Annotated in this window: 16 protein-coding genes and 1 pseudogene; 4 read left to right on the forward strand and 13 right to left on the reverse strand. The window is 35.0% G+C overall.

Going from position 1 to position 23,590, the window contains the following annotated elements; all coding sequences use genetic code 11:
* The 7 genes from ACFIN0_RS03365 to ACFIN0_RS03395 all read right to left on the reverse strand — a co-directional run.
* Positions 1-830 (reverse strand): site-specific DNA-methyltransferase (locus ACFIN0_RS03365; protein WP_375701920.1); only part of this gene is annotated, 830 nt, incomplete at its 3' end.
* 83 nt (positions 831-913) lie between these two features.
* Positions 914-1,315 (reverse strand): SUF system Fe-S cluster assembly protein, encoded by a 402-nt coding sequence (locus ACFIN0_RS03370; RefSeq protein WP_273787976.1) that lies wholly within the window; start codon positions 1,313-1,315, stop codon positions 914-916.
* Positions 1,308-2,552: a cysteine desulfurase gene (locus tag ACFIN0_RS03375; protein ID WP_375606859.1), complete on the reverse strand. Its 1,245-nt coding sequence runs from the start codon at positions 2,550-2,552 to the stop codon at positions 1,308-1,310. The genes ACFIN0_RS03370 and ACFIN0_RS03375 overlap by 8 nt, the downstream gene beginning before the upstream one ends.
* Positions 2,553-2,562: 10 nt before the next feature.
* Positions 2,563-3,825, reverse strand: a complete 1,263-nt coding sequence (sufD, locus tag ACFIN0_RS03380; RefSeq protein WP_375608371.1) for a Fe-S cluster assembly protein SufD — start codon at positions 3,823-3,825, stop codon at positions 2,563-2,565.
* A gap of 11 nt (positions 3,826-3,836) precedes the next feature.
* On the reverse strand, positions 3,837-4,592 hold the full coding sequence (sufC, locus tag ACFIN0_RS03385) for a Fe-S cluster assembly ATPase SufC (protein WP_375606924.1): 756 nt from the start codon (positions 4,590-4,592) through the stop codon (positions 3,837-3,839).
* A 159-nt stretch (positions 4,593-4,751) separates the two neighbouring features.
* Positions 4,752-6,263 carry a Fe-S cluster assembly protein SufB gene (gene sufB / locus ACFIN0_RS03390; protein ID WP_375606857.1) on the reverse strand — a complete coding sequence of 504 codons (1,512 nt, stop codon included), beginning with the start codon at positions 6,261-6,263 and terminating at the stop codon, positions 4,752-4,754.
* A gap of 139 nt (positions 6,264-6,402) precedes the next feature.
* On the reverse strand, positions 6,403-7,578 hold the full coding sequence (locus ACFIN0_RS03395; RefSeq protein ID WP_375701921.1) for a cysteine desulfurase family protein: 1,176 nt from the start codon (positions 7,576-7,578) through the stop codon (positions 6,403-6,405).
* Positions 7,579-7,738: 160 nt separating this feature from the next.
* Between ACFIN0_RS03395 and ACFIN0_RS03400 the strand changes: the two genes are divergently transcribed.
* The 3 genes from ACFIN0_RS03400 to ACFIN0_RS03410 all read left to right on the forward strand — a co-directional run bounded on the left by ACFIN0_RS03400 (position 7,739) and on the right by ACFIN0_RS03410 (position 10,692).
* Positions 7,739-8,419 carry an alpha/beta hydrolase gene (locus ACFIN0_RS03400; RefSeq protein ID WP_375610356.1) on the forward strand — a complete coding sequence of 227 codons (681 nt, stop codon included), beginning with the start codon at positions 7,739-7,741 and terminating at the stop codon, positions 8,417-8,419.
* Positions 8,420-8,739: 320 nt separating this feature from the next.
* Complete coding sequence (gene tyrS, locus ACFIN0_RS03405; protein WP_375701922.1) at positions 8,740-9,993, forward strand: tyrosine--tRNA ligase; 1,254 nt, start codon at positions 8,740-8,742, stop codon at positions 9,991-9,993.
* Between the two features lie 213 nt (positions 9,994-10,206).
* Positions 10,207-10,692: a peroxiredoxin gene (locus tag ACFIN0_RS03410; protein WP_375610354.1), complete on the forward strand. Its 486-nt coding sequence runs from the start codon at positions 10,207-10,209 to the stop codon at positions 10,690-10,692.
* Positions 10,693-10,901: 209 nt separating this feature from the next.
* Here ACFIN0_RS03410 and ACFIN0_RS03415 read toward each other — a convergent pair.
* From ACFIN0_RS03415 to ACFIN0_RS03430, 4 genes and pseudogenes are all read right to left on the reverse strand, one after another.
* A pseudogene (locus ACFIN0_RS03415) lies at positions 10,902-11,330 on the reverse strand (integrase); the annotation flags it as partial.
* Positions 11,331-11,793: 463 nt separating this feature from the next.
* A protein-coding gene (prfB, locus tag ACFIN0_RS03420) for a peptide chain release factor 2 (RefSeq protein ID WP_375606852.1) occupies positions 11,794-12,922 on the reverse strand; the annotation gives its coding sequence in 2 pieces (ribosomal slippage) (positions 11,794-12,852 and positions 12,854-12,922; 1,128 coding nt in all).
* A gap of 167 nt (positions 12,923-13,089) precedes the next feature.
* On the reverse strand, positions 13,090-15,555 hold the full coding sequence (locus ACFIN0_RS03425; protein ID WP_375701923.1) for a penicillin-binding protein 1A: 2,466 nt from the start codon (positions 15,553-15,555) through the stop codon (positions 13,090-13,092).
* A 170-nt stretch (positions 15,556-15,725) separates the two neighbouring features.
* Positions 15,726-16,955: an N-acetylmuramoyl-L-alanine amidase gene (locus tag ACFIN0_RS03430; protein ID WP_375606850.1), complete on the reverse strand. Its 1,230-nt coding sequence runs from the start codon at positions 16,953-16,955 to the stop codon at positions 15,726-15,728.
* 606 nt (positions 16,956-17,561) lie between these two features.
* On the opposite strand from ACFIN0_RS03430, the gene ACFIN0_RS03435 reads away from it, so the two are divergent.
* Positions 17,562-20,192 carry an Rne/Rng family ribonuclease gene (locus tag ACFIN0_RS03435; protein WP_375701924.1) on the forward strand — a complete coding sequence of 877 codons (2,631 nt, stop codon included), beginning with the start codon at positions 17,562-17,564 and terminating at the stop codon, positions 20,190-20,192.
* An 89-nt stretch (positions 20,193-20,281) separates the two neighbouring features.
* Here ACFIN0_RS03435 and ACFIN0_RS03440 read toward each other — a convergent pair whose 3' ends face one another.
* Together ACFIN0_RS03440 and ACFIN0_RS03445 are read right to left on the reverse strand one after the other, a co-directional pair.
* On the reverse strand, positions 20,282-20,893 hold the full coding sequence (locus ACFIN0_RS03440) for an invasion associated locus B family protein (protein WP_375610352.1): 612 nt from the start codon (positions 20,891-20,893) through the stop codon (positions 20,282-20,284).
* A 1,617-nt stretch (positions 20,894-22,510) separates the two neighbouring features.
* A complete protein-coding gene (locus ACFIN0_RS03445; RefSeq protein ID WP_375610351.1) occupies positions 22,511-23,350 on the reverse strand; it encodes a hypothetical protein in 840 nt (279 codons plus the stop codon).
* Positions 23,351-23,590: the final 240 nt, after the last annotated feature.

Here is a 23,590-nt window from a genome sequence, read left to right on the forward strand (position 1 = left end):
CCATTCTTTACTTCTGATAAAAAACGCTTCAAAGAAGGAACATTGCTTCCTGTGGGGCCAAACCAAATACGATTATCATTCAATAATTCAAAGAATTTTTTTTTATTCATAGCCCAACTTCTACCATTAGGAGGCATTACCTTGCGTCCAGAAGGTGTGATGATTTCATAAATATCCTTAGGTGTTACTCTTTTCACGGATAAATCTCCCGATTTCCAAGGACCACGAGGATCATTATCAGGATTTTTATAGCGCGCATCCATATCGTTTGAACGAGGAAGCAATTGAGGGCGCCAAATCGTTTTATCTTTGGCATAAACCATTATAAAATCATGGTTATCGGAAAGCCACTTTGTATCATTCTGTGGGGCATATTTCTTTTGCCAAATAATATTATTGATGAAATTTTGGCGACCAAAAATTTCATCCATCATCACTTTTAGATAGGCTTGTTCATCATCATCAATGGAAATCCAAATACTTCCATCTTCCGCCAGTAAACGATGTAACAATTCTAGCCTGTCTCTCATAAGACTGAGCCATATGGAATGCTCTAAACCATCTTCATAATGTTCAAAGACATTGCCTGTATTATAAGGCGGATCGATATAGATACATTTTACCTTCCCCATATATTCTTGTTCCAGCGCTTTGAGCGCGAACAAATTATCACCAAAAATAAGTTTATTATCAAAAATATCTTGGGTAGATACTTGGTGCGGAGCGTGATAAGATTTTTCAAGATCTTCCAATAAAATACGAGGCTCTAGTTTTGGGCGTTTTTCTTTTCCAATCCAAGTGAGTTCTAATTTTTGTTTATTATAACTCATGCGATCGCCCTTAAATTTAAACGCTTGTGAAAAGTAAACAGCTTATTCATGAATGGCTAGATTAGAGTCTCTTAACAATACTTTTAGTACCATCCGACAGCAATTTGAGCTTCTTCTGACATACAATCAGGTGTCCATGGTGGATCAAAAGTCATAGTGACTTCAACATACGAAACCCCTTCAACTGCACTAACTGCATTTTCTACCCACCCCGGCATTTCACCTGCAACAGGACATCCCGGTGCTGTAAGAGTCATTTCAATTTTTACTGAACGATCATCTTCAATATCAATACGATAAATCAGTCCTAGCTCATAAATATCAGCAGGAATCTCTGGGTCATAAACTGTTTTGAGAGCAGCAATAATATCATTTGTCATACGATCAATTTCGTCTGCTGGAATTGCTGATATGTAAGATTTTTTATTTTCGCTTACAGTTTCAACGGATTCTGTAGAATGACGCTCTTCAATTGATTCAGCCATTAAAAAATGTCCTTGTTTCTTGCAATGCTTCTACTAATTGATCTATATCCTCTTGAGTGTTATACATGGCTAACGATACGCGGCAAATAGATGCTAGACCAAAGCGCTGTAATAAAGGCTGAGCACAATGAGTTCCGGCGCGGATTGCAACTCCTCTTCTATCAATAAACATAGCGATATCATGGGCGTGAATCCCTTCAATTGTAAATGATATAATAGCTCCTTTATTGGGAGAATGACCATAAATACGCAATGACTCAACCATTTTAAGTTTTTCCTGCGCATAAGCTAAAAGGGACCTCTCATGGGCATGAATCGTGCTACAACCTTTCTCTTGTATATAATCAATAGCCGCTGCTAATCCAATAGATTCAACGATAGGAGGAGTGCCTGCTTCAAAACGGTAAGGAGGAGCATTATAAAAAACCTTATCGGTTGTTACCTCCTCGATCATTTCCCCTCCCCCTTGAAAAGGACGCATTTCTTCTAATCTATCTTCTTTACCATACAGAACACCAATACCAGTAGGTCCATAAAGCTTATGACCTGTAAAGACATACCAATCACAATCGAGATCTTGCACATCAACGGTTAAATGTACTGCCCCTTGAGAACCATCAACAAGAACCGGAATAGAATTTTGATGTGCTCGCTTAATAATCTCTTTAACAGGAGGCACAGTTCCTAATATATTGGACATATGCGTTATAGCAACAAGCCGCGTTTTTTCGCTTAAAGACTTTTGGAAATCTTCAATGTGCAGAACACCATTTTCATCGACAGGAACAAAAATAAGTTTAACACCTTTTTGTTCCCGAAGAAAATGCCAAGGAATAATATTTGAATGATGTTCCATAATCGTTAGAACAATCTCATCACCTTCCTTGAGCTTGGGCATAGCCCAACCATAAGCAACAGTATTAATAGCTTCCGTTGCATTTTTCGTAAAAACAATTTCTTCAGCTTTTTGTGCATTTAGAAAAACACGAACGGTTTCACGAGAATTTTCATAGGATTGCGTTGCTGCATTGGCTAAAAAGTACATTCCCCTATGCACATTAGCATAACTATAGTGATAATAATTATTCATTGCACTGAGTACTGATTGTGGTTTTTGGGCAGAAGCAGCACTATCAAGATAGGCTAATCGCTTTCCATAAACTTGATGGTGCAAAAGAGGAAAATCACGCCGAATTTCTTCTACATTATAAGTAAATGTTTGTACGTTATTTTCCATTTTTTCCACCTTAAACATTTTTTTCAAGCCATTTACCAATGATATTCTCCAAAATAATCTGAATATTATCTTGCTTGATGTCATCAATAAGCTCAGAGATAAATCCTTTAATTAAAAGTGCACGAGCCGTTTTAAATGGAATACCGCGCGCCATGAGATAAAAAAGATAATCATGATTAATATTAGCAACTGTTGCACCATGACCGCATGCAACATCATCAGCAAAAATCTCTAATTCAGGCTTTGCATTAAATTCTGCATCATCTGAAAGAATAAGGCTATTACAAGCCATGCGTGCATCTGTTTTTTGCGCTTTTTGAGAAACACGTATTATTCCTTGGAAAACACCAACAGCCTTATCTGTAACCACATTGCGTATAATTTCGGTTGATGTTGATTTTTCTTCCACGTGACGAACAGTCATTGTAAGATCACTATGTGTTTGTCCTGATAATAAATTTATGACGCGTAATTGAAAGTCAGATTCTTCTCCCTGTAATTCAATATCGATTTCTTGGCGATTTAATTGACTCCCTATATTAATGACATAAAGTGATAACTTCGCTCTTTGATCAAGAACAGCACAAAATCGACCAAATTGTGTAGAATTAAAATCACGATTGCGAATGAGAATCCACGTAACATCACTATCAGCAGCAACATTTAATGAAAATATTGAACTGACAAAGGTATCTTTATCATTGCCAACCTGATGTTCAATAAACATAACTTGACTATTTTTATCAACTTTTATATCCGAAAAAATATGAGATTGTCCCCCCATTTGTATATTTTGTAACTCAATGGGGATATTTAACTTTGTATTTTCAGGGATGTGAAAAAGCCAACCATCTGTAACAAAAGCTGTATTTAACTGTCCAATAAAATCTTCATCAGAAATGTTTTGATTTATCTGTACAGAATTATCTTCTAATGCATCTGAAAGGCGTTTTACTGCAATATTGTCTATCTTTGACTCTATCGATGTTTTTCCATTGTTTATGGAGAAAACAGCACTTTCTGAAAGCAATGCATCAACCAATTGATTGTCTTGAACTTTTGAAAAATTGCTAATAGACTTCAGTAAGGTACGCAGATTGGTATAATGCCAACTTTCGATTTTACGGGAAGGAAGCCGTGTCGTTTGAAACTGCTCAATAGTTTTCTTGCGGATTTCCTGTACAGCTTTATCACCAGGTAAGTGGTTTACATACTGATTAAAATTACTGAGTATATTTTCTTCAACCGCTAACAAGTTTTGCTGTGCATTCATATTTAATAACCTCAAACCGCTTCCCTAATAAGATCAGCATACCCATTTTGCTCTAAATAAAGCGCTAAGGATTTATCACCGCTTTTGATAATTTGTCCTTTATAAAGAACATGTACCGTATCAGGAATAATATAATTAAGCAGCCGTTGATAATGGGTAATCACCAAAAATGAACGTTTTGAATCGCGAAGTTTATTAACACCATCTGCAACAATTTTTAGTGCATCAATATCTAAACCAGAATCCGTTTCATCTAAAATGCAAAGTGTAGGCTCAAGAAGTGCCATTTGTAAAATTTCAGCGCGTTTTTTTTCTCCACCTGAAAAACCTACATTTAATGGACGCTTTAGCATATCCATATCTATTTCAAGTTTGGCTGAAACTTCTTTAACACATTTTATAAATTCAGGAATTTTAAGTTCTTCGTCACCTCGCGCTTTGCGTTGAGAATTCATCGCAACTTTTAAAAATTCCATTGTTGCTACCCCTGGTATTTCCATTGGATATTGAAATGCAAGAAAAACACCATATGCAGCACGTTCTGCTGGATCCATTTCTAAAAGTGATTGTCCATTATAGAGAATATCTCCTTCTGTTATTTGATAATCATCACGACCAGCAAGCAAATAAGATAAAGTTGATTTTCCGGCTCCATTTTGTCCCATGATAGCGGCAACTTCTCCGTCTTGAACTGTCAAGTTTAAACCACGAATAATTTCTGTATCGGTTTCAGCAATACGGGCGTGCAAATTTTTTATCTCTAACATCATTTAATCCTGTTTTGGCTGTTTTTCAGATATCAATGCGTATTATTTTACCTTAGCATCCATCTACTTTTGTAATTACCATAGAGGTTATTTTTAGCATTATGTGCTACCGTTACAGCCTTGTTACATAAAGTCTTCTATTTATCTCATTAAATAAAATTATCCAACACTACCTTCAAGGCTAATACCAATAAGCTTTTGCGCTTCAACAGCAAATTCCATGGGAAGTTTTTGAATGACCTCTTTTACAAAACCATTTACAATTAATGCGATAGCTTCTTCTTCAGGAATTCCTCTTTGCATAACATAAAAAAGTTGGTCATCGGAAATTTTTGATGTTGTGGCTTCATGTTCAAACTGAGCTGTTGCATTTTTTGCTTCAATATAAGGAACTGTATGCGCACCACAATCATTCCCGATTAACAAACTATCACATTGCGTAAAGTTACGCGCATTTTGTGCTTTTCTATGCGCTGTAACTTGTCCTCGATACGTGTTATTTGAAAAACCAGCAGAAATGCCTTTGGAAATAATACGACTGGATGTATTTTTTCCTAAATGAATCATTTTTGTACCGGAATCAATTTGTTGATGACCGTTTGCAACAGCAATAGAATAAAATTCTCCACGCGCGTTCTCACCGCGCAGTAAGCAGGATGGATATTTCCAAGTAATCGCAGAACCGGTCTCAACTTGTGTCCATGAAATCTTAGAGTTATCACCTCGACAATCTCCACGCTTCGTCACAAAATTATAAATACCGCCCTTTCCATCTTTATCGCCAGGATACCAGTTTTGTACTGTAGAATATTTAATCTCCGCATTTTCAAGCGCAATAAGCTCAACAACAGCAGCATGAAGTTGGTTTTCATCACGTTGGGGTGCTGTACACCCTTCAAGATAAGAAACATAGGAATCTTCAGCGGCGATAATCAATGTTCGTTCAAATTGGCCAGTGTTGCGTTCATTAATCCTAAAATAAGTTGAAAGCTCCATAGGACAACGAACCCCTTTGGGAATATAAACAAATGAACCATCTGTAAAGACAGCTGCATTTAAAGCCGCATAATAATTATCACTTATAGGTACAACTGTTCCTAAATATTCTTTAATAAGCTCAGAATGTTCAATAATCGCCTCTGAAATAGAACAAAAAATCACACCAGCACGTGCCAGCTCTTTTTTGAATGTTGTTACAACAGAAACAGAATCAAAGACTGCATCAACAGCCACCTGCCCCGATACAGACATACTGTCATCAAAAGTGGAGGGATCAGACTGTTTTCTTACTCCTGCCAAAATCTCTTGTTCTTTAAGAGGAATGCCAAGTTTTTCGTACGTTGCTAATAACTCAGGATCCACTTCATCCAAAGATTTTGGTCCTGTATGATTTTTTGGAGCAGCATAATAATAAAGCTCCTGAAAATCAATTTTAGGATATTCAAGACGCGCCCAATGAGGCTCTTGCATTGTCAGCCAACGGCGGTAAGCTTTTAAGCGCCATGTTAGCATCCATTCAGGCTCATTTTTTTTAACGGAAATAAATTTGATAATATCCTCATTTAAGCCTTTTGGAGCTTTATCGGTTTCAATATTGGTTTCAAAACCATATTTATATTGGTCAACATCTATTTCACGTACTTGGCGTATCGTTTCTTGTACTGCCGGCATAAATTTTCTCCATTTTTTGGCGTCAAAAACCGGTAACTAAAGTCTTGTTTTTTACAAGATTAAAGTAAGCAAGTTATCTCCTAGGCTATAGGTAAAGTGCAAAAATTTCAATCAAACTTATTTTATTTTTAAAATAATTCTAATTTTTATAACTTTCTGATGATAAATCTTCTCCTTTTTTCCTGCTTATAATTTGAGAAAAAAACGACAGAAAATCATCAATATCTTCAGAAGTTGTACCACGCCCTAGCGAAATGCGAATGGCACCATTTGGAATATGATACCCCATTGCCTCCAACACTTTGCTTTGTTTTACTTTTCCCGAAGAACAGGCAGAGCCAGCTGATACAGAAAACCCTTCTAAATCAAAAGCAATTTGCATCGTTTCAGCTTTTATATTTTTCACGGTAAAGTAAGTTGTATTTGGCAAACGTTGAACTCTTTTGCCAAAAATTTCAACATTTTTACTTACTTTTTGTAGTCCATCTTCTAATTTATTGCGTAAATATATTAACTGTTTTATTTCTTCCTGTGTGAAACAATCAGCCATTGCTGCTCCAAAAGCAGCTATAAGAGGCAATGCTTCTGTTCCTCCACGGAGACCTTTTTCTTGTCCTCCCCCAATAATAAGAGGGTGTGGCATGAGAAGATTACCACATGAAACAAAAGCACCGATTCCTTTAAGACCACCAACTTTATGTGCAGACAGTATAAAAAAGTCTCCTCCTAACTGATGAATATCCACAAAATTTTTATCTACATATTGTGTCAAATCAACAATAAGAGTGCCTCCTAAATCCCGAACAACAGCAGCTATTTCTTTTAATGGTTGAACAACACCAGTTTCACTATTTGCAGCTTGAATAGCAACAAGAGGTAAACCTTTTGTTTTATCGTGAGCCACTAAGAGTGATGTTAATTTATCTTGTTGAATGAGCCCATCTTGATCAACAGCAATGACGCTTATCAACTCTTTAGAAAAACGTCCTCCCTCTGCAACAGAGGGATGTTCAGTCGCTCCAAGGTAAAGATGAGAAAATTTAACTTTTGCTTTCCCAATATTGTAAAAGGGTGTTAACAAAGTCATTGCAGCTTCACTCGCACCAGAGGTAAATATCACATGATCTGGATCTGTTTTAAGATTTTCAGCGATTTGCCGACGGGCCTTTTGCAACAAAGTTTTAGCCGCACGCCCTTCCTTATGAACCGATGATGGATTACCAAATATCTCTAAAGATTCTAGTAGCGCCATCCGTGCCACTTTTTTGAGTGGTGTTGTTGCGTTATGATCAAAATATCGGCGTTTTATAACCATTTTACATCGCAATCATTAATCTTATGAATTGATTAAAAAAATAGCGCAATTTTCTTGAAAAGTGCACTAAAAAAAGAATATCTAATAATTATTTAAGAGATTCTATGGTAAAAGTCGACCAGGGTCAAAGAGAGCCTTTTATTGCATTAAGGAGCATTTTATGCCAGAAATTATTTTTAACGGTCCTGCGGGTCGGCTCGAAGGGCGTTATCAACCTTCACAACAAAAAAATGCACCCATTGCGATCATTTTGCATCCTCATCCCCAATTTGGTGGAACTATGAATCATAAAATTGTCTATGACCTCTTTTATATGTTCCAACAACGTGGCTTTACAACTTTACGTTTTAACTTTCGTGGTATTGGTCGTAGTCAGGGTGAATTTGATTATGGAATAGGAGAACTTTCAGATGCTGCTGCTGCTCTGGATTGGGTGCAAACACAACATCCAGACTCTAAAAATTGTTGGGTAGCAGGATACTCATTTGGAGCATGGATTGGTATGCAGCTTTTAATGCGCCGACCGGAAATTGAGGGATTTATCTCAGTTGCTCCTCAGCCTAATGTTTATGACTTTTCATTTCTTGCACCTTGTCCATCTTCTGGACTTATCATTCATGGCGGTATCGATAAAGTTGCCCCTCCAAAAGATGTTCAAATACTTGTCGATAAATTAAAAACACAAAAAGGTATCATCATCACACAAGAAATATTGGAAGAGGCTAATCACTTTTTCAGTGGATGTCATGAAGAACTTATTGAGCGATGTGCCCACTATTTGGATAACCATATCTCCAATGAACTTCTCGCTCCTCCTTCTGAAATACTTTCACTAACTTAGGAAAATACGATAGATTTATAAAAAATTAGCAAAAATCGTCCCTGATCATAACAAAGTATTTTTTCAGTCTATATTAAAACTTTTCTAAATTTTATTTCAGGATAGAAATGAGAGTAACAGAATACCTTTTTTCTATTACTAAGAAGGCTCTTTTTTAGCGTAAAAAAGAAATAATACCTGTGTTATTATCTTTATACTACCAATATGTCTCTTTCTCTTGTGAGGTGTGCGTCAGTTATGATAGATAACACATTAATAACTTATTATATAATCGCCTGTTATATACAATAAATGCACTCTTAAATTAGGAAATTAAATCTGTGTTTGCCTTTAAATCTGATTTTTTACATATTATGAGCGAACGTGGTTTTATCCACCAAATTTCAGATGAAAAAGGCTTAGATGATCTTTTTTCAAAAGAAACTGTAAGTGCTTATACTGGATTTGATCCAACAGCATCGAGTTTACATGCTGGAAGTCTTCTTCAGATTATGATGCTTTATTGGTTACAAAAAACGGGTCATCGCCCCATTGCTTTAATGGGTGGAGGGACCGGATTGATTGGTGATCCTTCCTTCAAAGACGAAGCACGACGCCTTCTGACACAAGATGATATTGCTGCAAATATTGATGGTATTAAAAAGGTATTTGCTAACTATTTGACATTCGGTGACCGAGAAACCGATGCTTGTATTGTGAATAATGCTGAATGGTTATGCAATTTAAACTACTTAGAATTTTTGCGTGATGTAGGAAAGCATTTTTCTGTCAACCGTATGTTGTCATTTGATTCTGTCAGACTCAGACTTGAGCGTGAGCACTCTTTGTCATTCTTAGAGTTTAATTATATGATTCTGCAAGCTTATGACTTTGTTGAACTTTATAAACGTTATGGGTTGCGTATGCAAATGGGCGGCTCTGATCAGTGGGGCAACATTATTAACGGAATTGAATTAGGGCATCGTTTAGGAACACCGCAATTATATGCGTTAACATCACCATTGCTGACAACCTCTTCCGGTGCCAAAATGGGTAAATCATTGAATGGGGCTGTATGGCTGAATGCGGATAGGCTTTCACCTTATCAATTTTGGCAATACTGGCGCAATACAGAAGATGCTGATGTAACACGATTTCTAAAGCTCTATACTCCATTACCGATGGATGAGATTCTTAAACTTTCTCTATTACAAGGAACTGAAATTAACGAAGCAAAAAAAATTCTTGCAACAGAAGTTACAGCAATGTTGCATGGACGCGCTCTTGCCGATGAAGCTGCAGAAACGGCTCGCAAAACGTTTGAAGAAAAAACTCTGGGAGAAAATCTTCCAACTGTTGAAATTAATTCCTCAAAATTAAAAAAAGGTGTTGGATTGCTCACTCTTTTAGTACAAGCAGGACTTGCTAAATCTAATAGTGAGGCACGCCGACACGTTCAAGGTGGGGGCGTACGTGTTAATGATCAAATAATAAAGGATGAAACACACCTTATTATTGAAAAAGATGTGACAGCAGAAGGAATCATTAAACTTTCTTTCGGAAAGAAAAAACATATTTTGATCAAACCGCTATAATCTATTGATGTCTCATTCATTCTATATTTATATCCATGATATTGATCTTTCTTACGCTTTCTTCCCTCATTTTTTAATTTAATTCTTATGACAGAATAATTTTATATGATGGCGAAAAAGTCTTTAAAATAATTCTATTTTAGAGAGTTGAAACTTTATTCCTTCTCTGTATGCTAGTGATTGATCTTTGCGCTTAAAAAGAAAGATAAAAAAATGATAAACTCAATGAAAGGTACTCTTGCTCCTGATTTTAATTTACCACGCGATGGAGGAGAGACAGTGCGTCTTTCTGACTTTAAAGGAAAAACTGTTGTTTTATATTTCTATCCCAAAGATGATACCAGTGGGTGCACAAGCGAAGCGCTTGACTTTACACAATTAAAGACGAAATTTGATGAAATTGGTGTTGTTGTTATTGGAATCTCTCCAGATAATGTAAAAAAACATGATAAATTTAAAGTAAAACATGAACTTGATGTTATCTTGGTTTCTGATGAAGAAAAAAGAACCCTTGAAGCTTATGGTGTTTGGGTGGAGAAAAGTATGTATGGACGCAAATATATGGGTGTTGAACGGAGCACTTTTTTAATTGATGCACATGGAATAATAACAGAAGAATGGCGCAAAGTAAGTGTATCTGGACATGCTGAGAATGTTTTAGCTGCTGCAACACTTTTACATCGTAATGGTGACTTGTAAAGAGAATGCTTGATTTATCTTAAAAAGCAAAAGTTTTCCTTCCCAATTGGTATTAATTTTTCCAATGGTTTCAATTTTTATAATATATTGCTTTATAAGAACAACTGATTATTCTACATTTAAATTATCCTCCTGAATATCGTAAATTTTTCTCATTTCGGATTCTTCTTATTTTGAATGAATCAAAATCAATTCACTTGCATCCGTCATAGTGCAGCAGCATGTTTGGGACAACGATTGAAACGGAATGAGAGCTTTGTAAGCAGCGCCAGCTTTTGTATGCCAAATAAGAGCAAGATATTGTGTATCTCTGTTTGTGTAATCTCTGAAACGGAAATACAGCCTAATTGTGGGAGAATTAAAGCCGTAAAGATAAAAACCATTTGCCATCTTTGCCATCATTCTTTAATTCGGTTTTACGACTTTCAAAAGTCTCTAGAGCAATATCTTTTAAATAATGGAGATTGCTTATTGTCTCACGCTTTTGTTTATTGCGTTCTTTAATAGGATCACGCCCCTCACGTAAAACAGAAGCGCCATTAGGGTGCACATTCACAAGCTTGTTTTAAAGAGACATCTGTCTCCCAAGTCCATTTCACGTCGACACCTCGTGAATGATATAACGATAAGTCTCCCATGAAATAATAAAAAGTCCATTGAGCACCCCCATCTTTACGCTTGTGAAGAAACAAGCCGGCACCATCACACACTTGCCAGCTCGTAGGTGTTTGAGGATAGCCCCTAGTACTTAAGATAGTTCATAAGAGCCATTTTTAATCCTTTCTTCTATAATTTTTATCCATACACTCACCCCGTTTGTTATGTGCAAGTAAGTGATTTTGATTGATTCAACATAAACAAGTTTGAAATGAAAGAATCTTACGATATGCGGGATTCTCATTCAATAGGCAAAACAGTGAATTATCATTATAAATCAATTCGTTTATATAGCAGGATTGGCGTGTGAGAAAAAACTTGAAGAAAGGAAAAAAGAGAATACCTCTTTGAACCTCTCAAGTATCAAGAGCTACCGTAAATCACAACCTCAGTAAAATGAACAACTTAAGAAACAAATTTGCATCCTTGAAGGATGATATATAATTAATTAATATCTTCAATTTCTTTATCTTGTCCATAAATGCGTCGAGCAAGCGCTGCTTCTATAAATACATCTAAGTTACCATTAAGTACAGATTGTGGATCAGTATTTTCAATTCCTGTACGCAAATCTTTGACAAGCTGATAGGGTTGAAGAACATAAGATCTAATTTGATGTCCCCATCCGATTTCTGTTTTAGAAGATTCAGCAGCATTGGTTTCTTCTTCTCTTTTTTTAAGCTCTTCTTCATAAAGCCGTGCACGCAACATCGACCAAGCCGTAGCGCGATTTTTATGTTGAGAACGCTCTGTTTGACATTGAACAACAATACCCGTTTTTATATGTGTGATGCGAACGGCAGAATCTGTCGTATTAACATGTTGCCCTCCTGCTCCTGATGCACGATATGTATCAATCCGCACATCTGCCTCTGAAACATCAACCTCAATATTATCATCAATAACCGGATAAACCCAAATGCTTGCAAAAGAGGTATGGCGCTTTGCATTCGAATCAAACGGGGAAATCCGCACTAAGCGATGAACGCCTGATTCTGTTTTTAACATTCCATAAGCATTATGCCCTTTTACAAGAATAGTCGCTGACTTTATTCCTGCTTCTTCTCCATCATGAATTTCTAAAACTTCAACCTTCATTGCATGCTGTTCAGCCCAGCGCATATACATGCGTAAGAGCATAGAAGCCCAATCTTGGCTCTCAGTTCCCCCTGCCCCAGCATGAACTTCTAAATAGGTATCATTTGGATCCGCCTCTCCTGAAAGAAGCACATCAATTTGCTTTTTATCTATCTCACTTTTAAGATTACGTATTGAATTTTCTGCTTCAGCGATAATTTCAACATCACTTTCTTCTTCGCCCATCGCGATAAGCTCAATGCATTCTTCAAGAGTTTTTGTAAATGATAAAAGGCCATTAATTGAATCATCAAGACGTTGACGCTCACGCATCATATCCTGTGCTCGTTGCGCATCATCCCATAAGGATGGATCTTCCGCTTTTTGATTAAGATATTCGAGACGTTTTAGTGATTGATCCCAGTCAAAGATGCCCCCTTAGCAATTGAATTGCTTTCTGGATTTCATCAACTAATGTTTCTATTTCTGCTCGCATAATTTAACACCGTATTTTTTAATACTCTTTCTGGTTATGTCTCTTAGCATTTTATACAAATTTAAAAGCAGCTATCAGAAAATGGTAGGGTTTTATCATTCTATTTACGGAACCGACATTGTAAAAAATAGATAAAAACCATAACTCATGGCAAAAAAATTTATCGATTAATACAGCCCACCCGTCCCACTTTCAAGAGCTTTATTGACTTGTGGAGAAGTGGTTACTGCAGGAACACCTTCTTGAAAAGAATTCGTACTCCCAATGACTTGATAGATATCAGCAGGACCAGTCCCTGGTTTAAATGCTTCTATAATGACATCTTGATCTCCTCTTTCGGCAAGCATTCCTGTTTTTCGATTAATTGGCATTAAAATCATACCCTTGGGCATCTTAAAGGGAACATCTGGCTTCCCTTTAAGAGCATCTACCATAAAATCACCAAAAATAGGTGCAGCTAATGAACTTCCTGTTCCATTATATCCTAACGGAGCTGGTTGATCATAACCGACAAAAATACCAACGACAATGTCAGGAGTAAATCCCATAAACCAGACATCCTTAGAGTCATTGGTTGTTCCTGTTTTAGCGGCAATATGTCGATTAAGATAACGTAAACGTGCCGCAGTACCACGCTGAACAACCCCTTCCATCATCGATGTAATTTGATAAGCCGTCATAGGGTCAAGAACTTGATCTCGCTCATCAATCAATGTGGGCTCACTTTGATTATTCCATGAATTCGTATTACAATTTTCGCAAATACGATCATCATGACGATAAATTGTCTTCCCATAACGATCTTGAATTCTGTCTATCAGAGAAGGTTTAATAGAGCGTCCGCCATTGGCAATAACGGAATAAGCTGTAACCATCCGTAATACTGTTGTTTCACCAGCCCCTAAAGCCATGGGAAGATAAGGCTGCAATTTATCTACCACCCCAAAACGTTCTGCATATTCAGCGACAAGAGGCATTCCCATATCATTGGCAAGCCGTATTGTCATAAGATTACGAGAATGCTCAATACCGTAACGCAACGTTGAAGGTCCTGCAAAGGTACCACCATAATTTTTGGGTTGCCAAACTTCACCATTATATTGACGAACTTCTATGGGGCCATCTAAAACAACGGATGCTGGTGTATATCCGTTATCAAGAGCTGCTGCATAAACAAAAGGCTTAAAAGCAGACCCCGGTTGGCGGTAAGCTTGGGTTGCACGATTGAATTCAGATTCGGCAAAAGAAAATCCTCCCACCATAGCAAGAACACGCCCTGTATGAGGTTCCATAGCAACAATTGCACCTTCAACCTTTGGAATTTGTTGTAAACGATAAGTGTTGTTTGTATTGGATAGTTTTTCAACAAAAATGACATCCCCAACTTGCAGAACATGAGATAAGTTCTGAACAGTTTTTCGATAACCATTTTCTTTTACAACATGGAGAGCCCATTTTGAATCAGCTTCAGATAAAACAGCAATTTCCCGTTTTTGGGATAATATACCTGAAGCTTCGTGCTGTGGCTGTAAACCAATCTCTACTTTGTTGGGATTAGTAGAAAGAACAACAGCTAAACGCCATTCAGGAACATCACTTAGCCCTGTGATATTTGCAAGTTCTATCCCCCAATCACCTTTCTCATCAATATGCGCATAAGCTCCACGCCATCCTTGCGCATGATCAAATCTAATTAATCCATTGTGCAAAGCACGTCGTGCAATAAGTTGTAAATGCGGATCAAGCGTTGTACGAATGGAAAGCCCACCTTCATAAAGTGTTTTAGCCCCATAGCGATGTATTAAACGACGCCGCACTTCTTCAGTAAAATAATCAGCCGCAAAAACATAGCTATCACTCCCACGTATTGTCGCTCCTAAAGGTTTAGCTTTTGCTTTTTCACCTTGTTCACGCGTTACATATCCATTTGCAATCATACGGTCTATAACCCAATTACGCCGTTCAATAGCACGTTGTGTATTCTTAAATGGATCATAATTTGCTGGTCCTTTTGGAAGAGCAGCCAAATAAGCACATTGTTCTAACGTCAGATCATTAACGGATTTATTAAAATAAGTCAAAGAAGCCGCTGCTATACCATAAGTGCCACGACCCAGATAAATTTCATTGAGGTAAAGCTCGAGAATATGATCTTTTGAATAAGTTTTCTCAATACGCATTGCTAAAATAGCTTCCTTAAATTTACGTTCTAACGTTGTTTCTGAACTTAAAAGGAAGTTTTTAGCGACTTGTTGCGTTATAGTTGATGCACCCTCTGGACGTCTTCCAGAACCAATATTACGAATATTATTGATCAAAGCGCGAGAAAGCCCTTCGGGATCTAAACCAAAATGATGATAAAAATTCTTGTCTTCAGCCGAAACAAAAGCATCTATAACAAGCTTTGGTATTGATTGAATCGGCAAATAAAGACGGTGTTTTGTTGCAAACTCTGCCATAAGACGACCATCAGAAGCATGGACGCGGGTCATTACTGGCGGCTCATAAAGTGAAAGAACTTCATAATCAGGAAGCGCATTTGCTTGACCACTGGTCATAACACCCCACATTATTGCACCACAAAGTCCAATAGCAACAAAAAAACGAAGAAGATATCTTAAAAAAATCATCATAAAAACGGCTATCGCTTTCTTAAGAATTAATCAAAGAAAAAATACGTTATACTTCAAACACACCAAGTGGATAACACCACAAGATTGAGATCAAGAGAAATTGTTTTCTATCTTTTATTTATACTAGGGTACACTAGAAGCCCCTATTGATACTCTATTTTCTCACAAATTTAAAGAGGCTGTATCATTTTCTGCCTATAATCAGCAAATTGACGAATAGAATGAGCAATAGAGGCTGCCATTTGTTTTCTCCAATGAGGATCATTTAATAACTTTTCGTCCTCTTTATTGGATAAATAACCTATCTCTATCAAGACTGAGGGTATATCTGAAGCTCTTAAAACTTGAAAATTAGCGTACCGATGTGGGTTATTAATCAAGTTAATATGATTCTTTGATAAACTTGAAATAACACTATTTGCAAAATTAACCGAAAATGTATGTGTTTCACGTCGTGTAAGATCCATCAAAATATCTGTAACTTCGAGCGTTTCATCTGCAGGCAAACCATCAAGCAAATCAACTTTATTTTCATTTTCAGCTAAAGATTTTGCAATGGCATCAGAGGCTTTGTCTGATATGGTATACACTGTGGCACCGCGAAGAGAATGTAGATCAATCGTATCCGCGTGAATAGATATAAAAAGATCAGCATCAAACTCTTGCGCTTTTTTAACTCTTTCACTTAGTCTTAAAAAAATATTGGAATCTCGTGTTAAAGCAACGGTAATATGAGAATCCTTTTGTAATTCGTCTCGCAATGCACGCGCAAAGTCTAAAGTCACATCTTTTTCTAAAATTCCAGTAACACCCCGTGCACCACCATCAATACCACCATGACCAGGATCAAGAACAACACGGAAATTATATGCTGGCATTAACTGTGTTTTTGTATCAAAATTGCTTCTTTGCTGTTTTTTTAATATCTCATCAAATTTTTCTTGTGTACTTTTACGAATATCAATCAGCAACTGCCATAAACCATTATTTAATTTTTTTACGACATTTTTTTCAACCACAAAAGCCGTTTTACTTGTCAAAATAATGCGTGAAGTCTGTATGTCAGAGAAAGCATAACGCACATCTGAAAGCATAACGGATAATGTATTCCGTTTCTTTAAAGGCGTATTTTGCATCGAAAAGTCAATTGTAGGTAAATTGATAACCAAACGTGCGGGCCTGTCCAAAATCTGTAAACGAACATTTGGTTTTGAATTAAAAACCGCAATAATACGCGTATGAACACTATCACCAATGGTTCGAAAATTAATAAGTCTCAGAGGATCTGCGGCTTGAACACTAGTTTGGAGTAGCAAAAAAGATAATAAAAAGTATGTGACGAGCACAATAACATCCCCATAAGCTGTTTTCAGCTTTTTGGTAAAAAAAACTTTTATCATAAGCAAAATACTCTACATTACCTTTGTAATAATTTATCTTGGTTACATAAAACGATACACCAATTTATCTCTATTTTTCAATAAAAGCTAAATTAACACCTCAAAATGGAATTAAGGTCATAAAGATATTATAATTATACATGATTTACATTGTTACTTGCCAAATTTACATTGTTACTTGCCAAACGCATGATATCAACATAAAAGAATATTTATGCTTCCTAGCTGATAATAGTCATCTAAATTATCTGCAACTCATATTAAGTTGTCTTTAGAGGTTTTTTGTCTATTATGCGTTGAGACTTTTTTATGGATGAAAAATTTCTATGTTGTAACATTAGGATTGCATTACTTAAGATTCGTTGGTTCGGATATCCGAACTGTTTTAAAGATTATTTTACCGGAGACTTTTAAGAAATATGAGTCATAAAAAACAGATGGAAATAATGATGAGAAATGGTGTAAATGCAGTCATGCCTTTGCACGTGGTGTTCCGTCCTGTTTTTCTGGTACCTCCCTTTTATGGCAGACAGCCTTTTATGTTTACGAATAGTTATAGCATTCGTTTGAATAAAATTGTGCATGTCGCCTTCAGGATATTAACTTATGTCAAACAAAATGCTTATAGATGCCTCCCATCCGGAGGAAACACGTGTTGTTGTTGTTCACGGCAACAAAATTGAAGAACTTGATTTTGAATCAGAACATAGAAAACAGCTCAAGGGGAATATTTATCTCGCACGTATTACGCGTGTAGAACCGTCTCTCCAAGCAGCTTTTGTTGAATATGGTGGAAACCGACATGGTTTTTTAACATTTTCTGAAATTCATCCTGATTATTATCAAATTCCTATTGCTGATCGCCTTGCTCTTCTTGAAGAAGAAGAAAAAGAAGCTGTAGGAGAAAATTCTATAGATACCTTTACGGAAGAAGCAACTAAAAATAAAAAACGCTCCAGAAGAACAAAAAAAAGTGAAAAAAACAATGTTATAGCAGCCGATATTGAAAATGATATCACATCTGAAGCGACAATAATTGATAATACAGAAGAAGCATTAAATGCCAATATCTCTTACGATGAGATTGAAATGGTCGGTGCTGAGGATATCCGTGAAGAGCTCCCGATTTATCAAAGAAAACAAGGGCGCCAGTATAAAATTCAAGAAGTCATTAAACGACGTCAAATTTTGTTGGTACAAGTTATCAAAGAAGAGCGTGGTAATAAAGGTGCTGCCCTTACAACATATCTATCTCTAGCTGGTCGTTACTCTGTTCTAATGCCCAACACAGCACGTGGTGGTGGTATTTCACGAAAAATTACGAACGTACAAGACCGTAAGCGTCTTAAAGAAATCGTAAAAGAATTAGCCGTTCCAAAAGGTATGGGAGTTATCTTACGAACCGCTGGTGCCAATAGAACAAAAGCTGAAATTAAACGTGATTATGAATATCTTATGCGGTTATGGGATACTATTCGCACTTTGACACTCGAGTCAACGGCGCCATGCCTTGTCCATGAAGAAAGCAATCTCATCAAGCGTTCTATACGAGATCTTTACAATAAGAACATTAGTGAAATTCTTGTATCTGGAGACCAAGGATATCGTGAAGCGAAAGACTTTATGCGTATGCTCATGCCAAGTCATGCAAAAGTTGTGCAACCTTACCGTGATCCTACGCCCATTTTTGCAAGAAATAATATTGAAATTCAACTTGATAAAATGTTGCAACCACAAGTTTCTTTAAAATCTGGTGGTTATCTTGTTATTAATCAAACAGAAGCACTTGTTGCTATTGACGTAAATTCTGGCCGCTCTACGAAAGAATTCTCTGTCGAAAAGACAGCCTTACAAACTAACCTTGAAGCTGCTGAAGAAGTCGCGCGTCAATTACGCTTGCGTGACCTTGCTGGTTTAATTGTGATTGATTTTATCGATATGCTTGAAGAACGTAATGTGAAGCTTGTCGAAAAAAAATTAAAAGATTGTTTAAAAAACGATCGTGCTCGTATTCAAGTTGGTCATATTTCACACTTCGGCCTTTTAGAAATGAGTCGTCAACGTATTCGCATATCGGTTTTAGAAAGTACGACACAGCCATGCCCACATTGCGCAGGAACAGGAACTATACGTTCTGAATCATCAATTGCGTTACATGTCATGCGCTCAATTGAAGAATATCTTCTTCATAATTCGCAACATAATATTATCGTGCGCACTCCCGTAGCAACTGCGCTTTATGTATTAAATCATAAACGCAATATTCTTGTTAATTTAGAAGCTCGCTTTAAACTTAATATTAGTATTGAAGCAGATGATAGTATTGGAACACAACATCTTGTTATTTCTAAAGGCTCAATAGCAGAGAGAATTTCTCAATCTTCATTGGAAGGTGACAATAAGCAAGAAATTGAAGATTCTGTTTTCATAAAGAGTGAATCTATTGAAAATCCATCTCCCATTGAAACAAACCAAAAGCGTCGGCGCAAAAATCGTCACGGTGAAATTACTGATCATTCTCTCTCCAACGTTCATAAAAAAGAAGATACCTTGAATGATGATTCTTATCATCGAGGACGTCGTCGAGGACGTCGTGGTGGTCGACGCAATCAAGATAATAGTTTTCATCAGATTCGCGTTCCTTATGCAGAACCAGTGGGAGATTTTTCTAAGCAAGCTTTAGCAGAAATTAAAGCAGCGCATCGCAAACGTCGTGTTTCATCTGCTAAATCTTTTGAACTTGAAGAAACAAAAAATAATACACAAGCTCTAGGTATACAACAACAGAGTGAATCTGAAAAAAATGATACAAGTATTAAACCTAAAAAACGTAAAACACGTTCTTCAAAAGTAATAGAAAATCAACTTTCTTTAGAGAATGATCAAAATATTGCAGAAGAAAAATCTCTTGAAGAAAAACCTACAACCAGTTCGGTGCGTAAAACTAAAACAAAAAAAGCAGACAAATCTATTCATGAGGTAGAAGATAAAGCTCTTGAAAAGAGTAAAAAATCAACACGTGGAACACGTAAAAAATCATCTTCTAAAGAGACAACGCAAGTACAAAAAATATTAGAGCAAGAAACTGTAATCGAGATGGAGGAAATTATCGAAACCTCTCCTTCCCAAATTGAAGAAACAATTAATCAACCCGTTGTTATTTCATCAACGCCTAATGATTCTTCCAAAACTGAACGTATTGGTTGGTGGAAACGCAGAATTCTTTCGAAAAATTAAGGATTTTAAAAAACCGCCACAGAAAACTGTGGCGGTTCAAATAAACAATTATAGAAAACGTTTTGACCAAATTTTATGGTGTGGTTTTATTACTTTTGTTTTGCTTTTTCTTGCTCAGCACGCATACGCTCTTCAATTTCTTTTTGTTTTGATTGAATAGCTTGCTGCAGCTTTATTTGTTCTTGTTGAAAATCTTTTTCTTCCATACCAGGACCGGTATAGGCTGCTGTAAATCCATTCAGAGAAAATTCAATAGGATTAGCTGAACCACGGAAATTAACTGTGGTTACAACCATTTTTGTACCACTTTTCATAGCTGCTATAAGCTTATCATCTAAAACATCATTGGCAATACAACTTGGTCCATTACAAATCACATAAGGGATTTTTTTAGAGAAATCATCACCAATTTTAATATGAACACCTTCTGGCAAAAAACGACCTGTCGGCACTTGAATGCCTATACGTTTTTCATTTTGCTTCCCTTTTATTTCAACAAGATTAAAAGCCGTTAAAGGTTGTCCCGTATTCGATAATACAGTATTCATTGTATTACAAATATCAACATCATGCTGCTTACTGCAAACTTTGTACCAACCTTGTGATAAAGTTTGCGCATTTGCAGAAATACCAGCTATAAGAAAAAGGGCAGCGGCTCCAACTAATACTGAAACAGCAGAATAAACATTTTTATGCGACATGATTAAGTTAATCCTTTCAACGCGCTTTTAAGTAACTTCAAAAAAATATTAAATATAATTCCAACTTAATTTATTAACTTATAATGAAATAACAATTAATTTTACTATTTTTACTTCAATATAAAAAAAAAAGTCAAATTTAGAGAAAAAATACGACGAGCCATTCTAATTTTATACACTCATATCATTTCCCCTCTTCATCACATTGGTATTTGATGCAATCTATCCATAAAACACCTCTGTGCATTTAAAATAAGATTACACAAACGAATCAATATTGCAATATTAATTAAAATAAACTATAATACTACTCTAAAAAACTTACTAATTAAACTTTTTACATTTATTACTCTTCGTGTTAAGCTCATAGAACCTTAGAAACAGGTGTTGCAATGCATGAAGCTCCAAAATATCAGATAAATTTTACTGTTTTCCTTATGTGCCTTGTATGATACACAAAAACAAAATCATCTATGATATTATTGAAACATTTGATGAATTAAACCACTGATTGTCTAAAATTTCTGCCCTTGTTTACAAAACAATGGTGATACGTTTTTGTAATAAAAAATTTTATATTCTATAGCGTTTAACTAAACAGTTTAGTTTAAAAATACGCTACTAAAGAAGCGCTTTTTCTTAATTAAACAACACATTTTCTTAGAGAAAAAATCTATGACTGCTGAAAATATTTTATTTATAATAAACTTCCTTAAAATATAATAACATATTAATTTATAATAATAATTTATCTTTTTTCTATATTGTGCGAAAGATCCTAATAGCGCGAATCTCTCTTATTATTGAATCAATAAAATTTCTCCACTTGTACATCATAAGCGGAATTAGTTTTATAGATAAAACTACTAAACAAAAGAATAAAAATACCCCCTATGAATTATTTTACGTGCCCAAAGCCATAATAAATTTATGCTCATATATTAAACACCCATTATTGTACCTCTGTACAAATATCATCTCTCAGCTTTACAACGTGAATAAAAATATAGCTTTTATCAATTTATTTTAAGTTATTTCTCAAATAAAAGAAGCTGCTAAATTGTAAATTCTTTTCATCTTTCACAACATCAAAGATATAAATCGTTAATGATTTAAGTTTTTAAAAAAATGAATTCAAAATATCATTTTGTTTCTGTATATAACACAACTTAGAGCTATAAATATTTCTCTTATCGTATCAATGAAACAAGATTTATGATATGAGATGTATCGTCATTAAAATAATTAATCAGATAAAAATAAAAAACTACAAACACAAAAAATTATGCATAAAAAGAAAACATAAAAAAGATATATGAGTTTATTATTTAATATATATTAAATATTATATGATAATAACAATATATAATATCTTATATACATAAAATTACTTTATTATAAATTAATATTAAAAACAAAAAAATAAAATATATTTTACTAACATATTTTAAATATTATTTATTATATAATCTTAATTTATCTGTATTTATATGAGAAAATTTTTAATTGGATATTCTTATGGCATTATTTTTTATGAATTTTCTAAATTATACTGTTAAGAAAAATTAAGTATTTTTCTATTTTGAATATAATTCAACATAAATCAAACAATACTTTTTAATTGAATAATTCTTTAACATGAGAACGCATACGATCTATAATATTCTTTTTCTTGTTTGGCAGCATTATATTATGTACTTCTTTAATGGTTCTACAAAGCTCAGGTGCATTTTTAACAAACAAATTATCTTTTGTAAGACTATTTTTTATATCGTCAAATATTTGTTTTTCATAACTATAAGAGCCATCTGTTAGTAATTCTTTAATATCCCTGACTAAACTAGGACTTATTGAATTATTTGCGCCTTTAGCCCAACTAAAATCTTTATCTTTCCAATCAAAATCTTTGCGCAAAATAGCACCTATATCACTCTGCAATATATCCGCTAACGTGTTGCAAGCAATAATAAACATGAGATAATTTTTCATTATCTCATCATCACCTCCACTTTTCTCATTCATTCCCCATTCATTAAATATTTGAGTTTTTTTTAAATAATCTTTTGTTTTAATCAACTTTTCTTCATACTCCCCTACTTCGTACTCTCTCGCTATATGTATTCTAAAGATAATTTTTTGTTTTTTTTCAGCTAGATCCTGTAATTTCGAACCAAGATTATAATATTCATTCTTCAGAGTTTTCAGTTTTTTGTATAGCTTATTCCGTTCCTGCAAACGCTCATAGTACTCTGCTTTAGAAATATTTTTTTCCCAAATGTTCAAATGAGACATACTTTCTTCAATAAATTGTATGCTCTCTTTAATATTCTTTCTTTTGTTTTTTAAATGTTGGTATTGTTCATCAGAAGATAACTCAGCGTGAGCGTTTTTTACGCCATATATCAAAGTGAGTAATAAAAAAACGATAGTTAGACACTTTTGTAATGAAGAAAGCATGTTATCTTTACCAAATTTTTTCTTTCTAAAAAATTTACAGAAGCTTATTAGCTTATTATATGATAAGTGCTATTTATTGGAGTTAAACAATCTAATCTATTTTCTTAATTATATCAATACGTGTATAATAAAAACCAAATAAATATATAAATGGTTCTTTATTATAAACTTAAATTTTATTCTTATATAAAATCAATAAATAATTGTTTTTATATAAGAATTTTATAAAAATAAGTAATA

Source organism: Bartonella sp. AA89HNZF (assembly GCF_042196905.1).
GTDB lineage: Bacteria > Pseudomonadota > Alphaproteobacteria > Rhizobiales > Rhizobiaceae > Bartonella.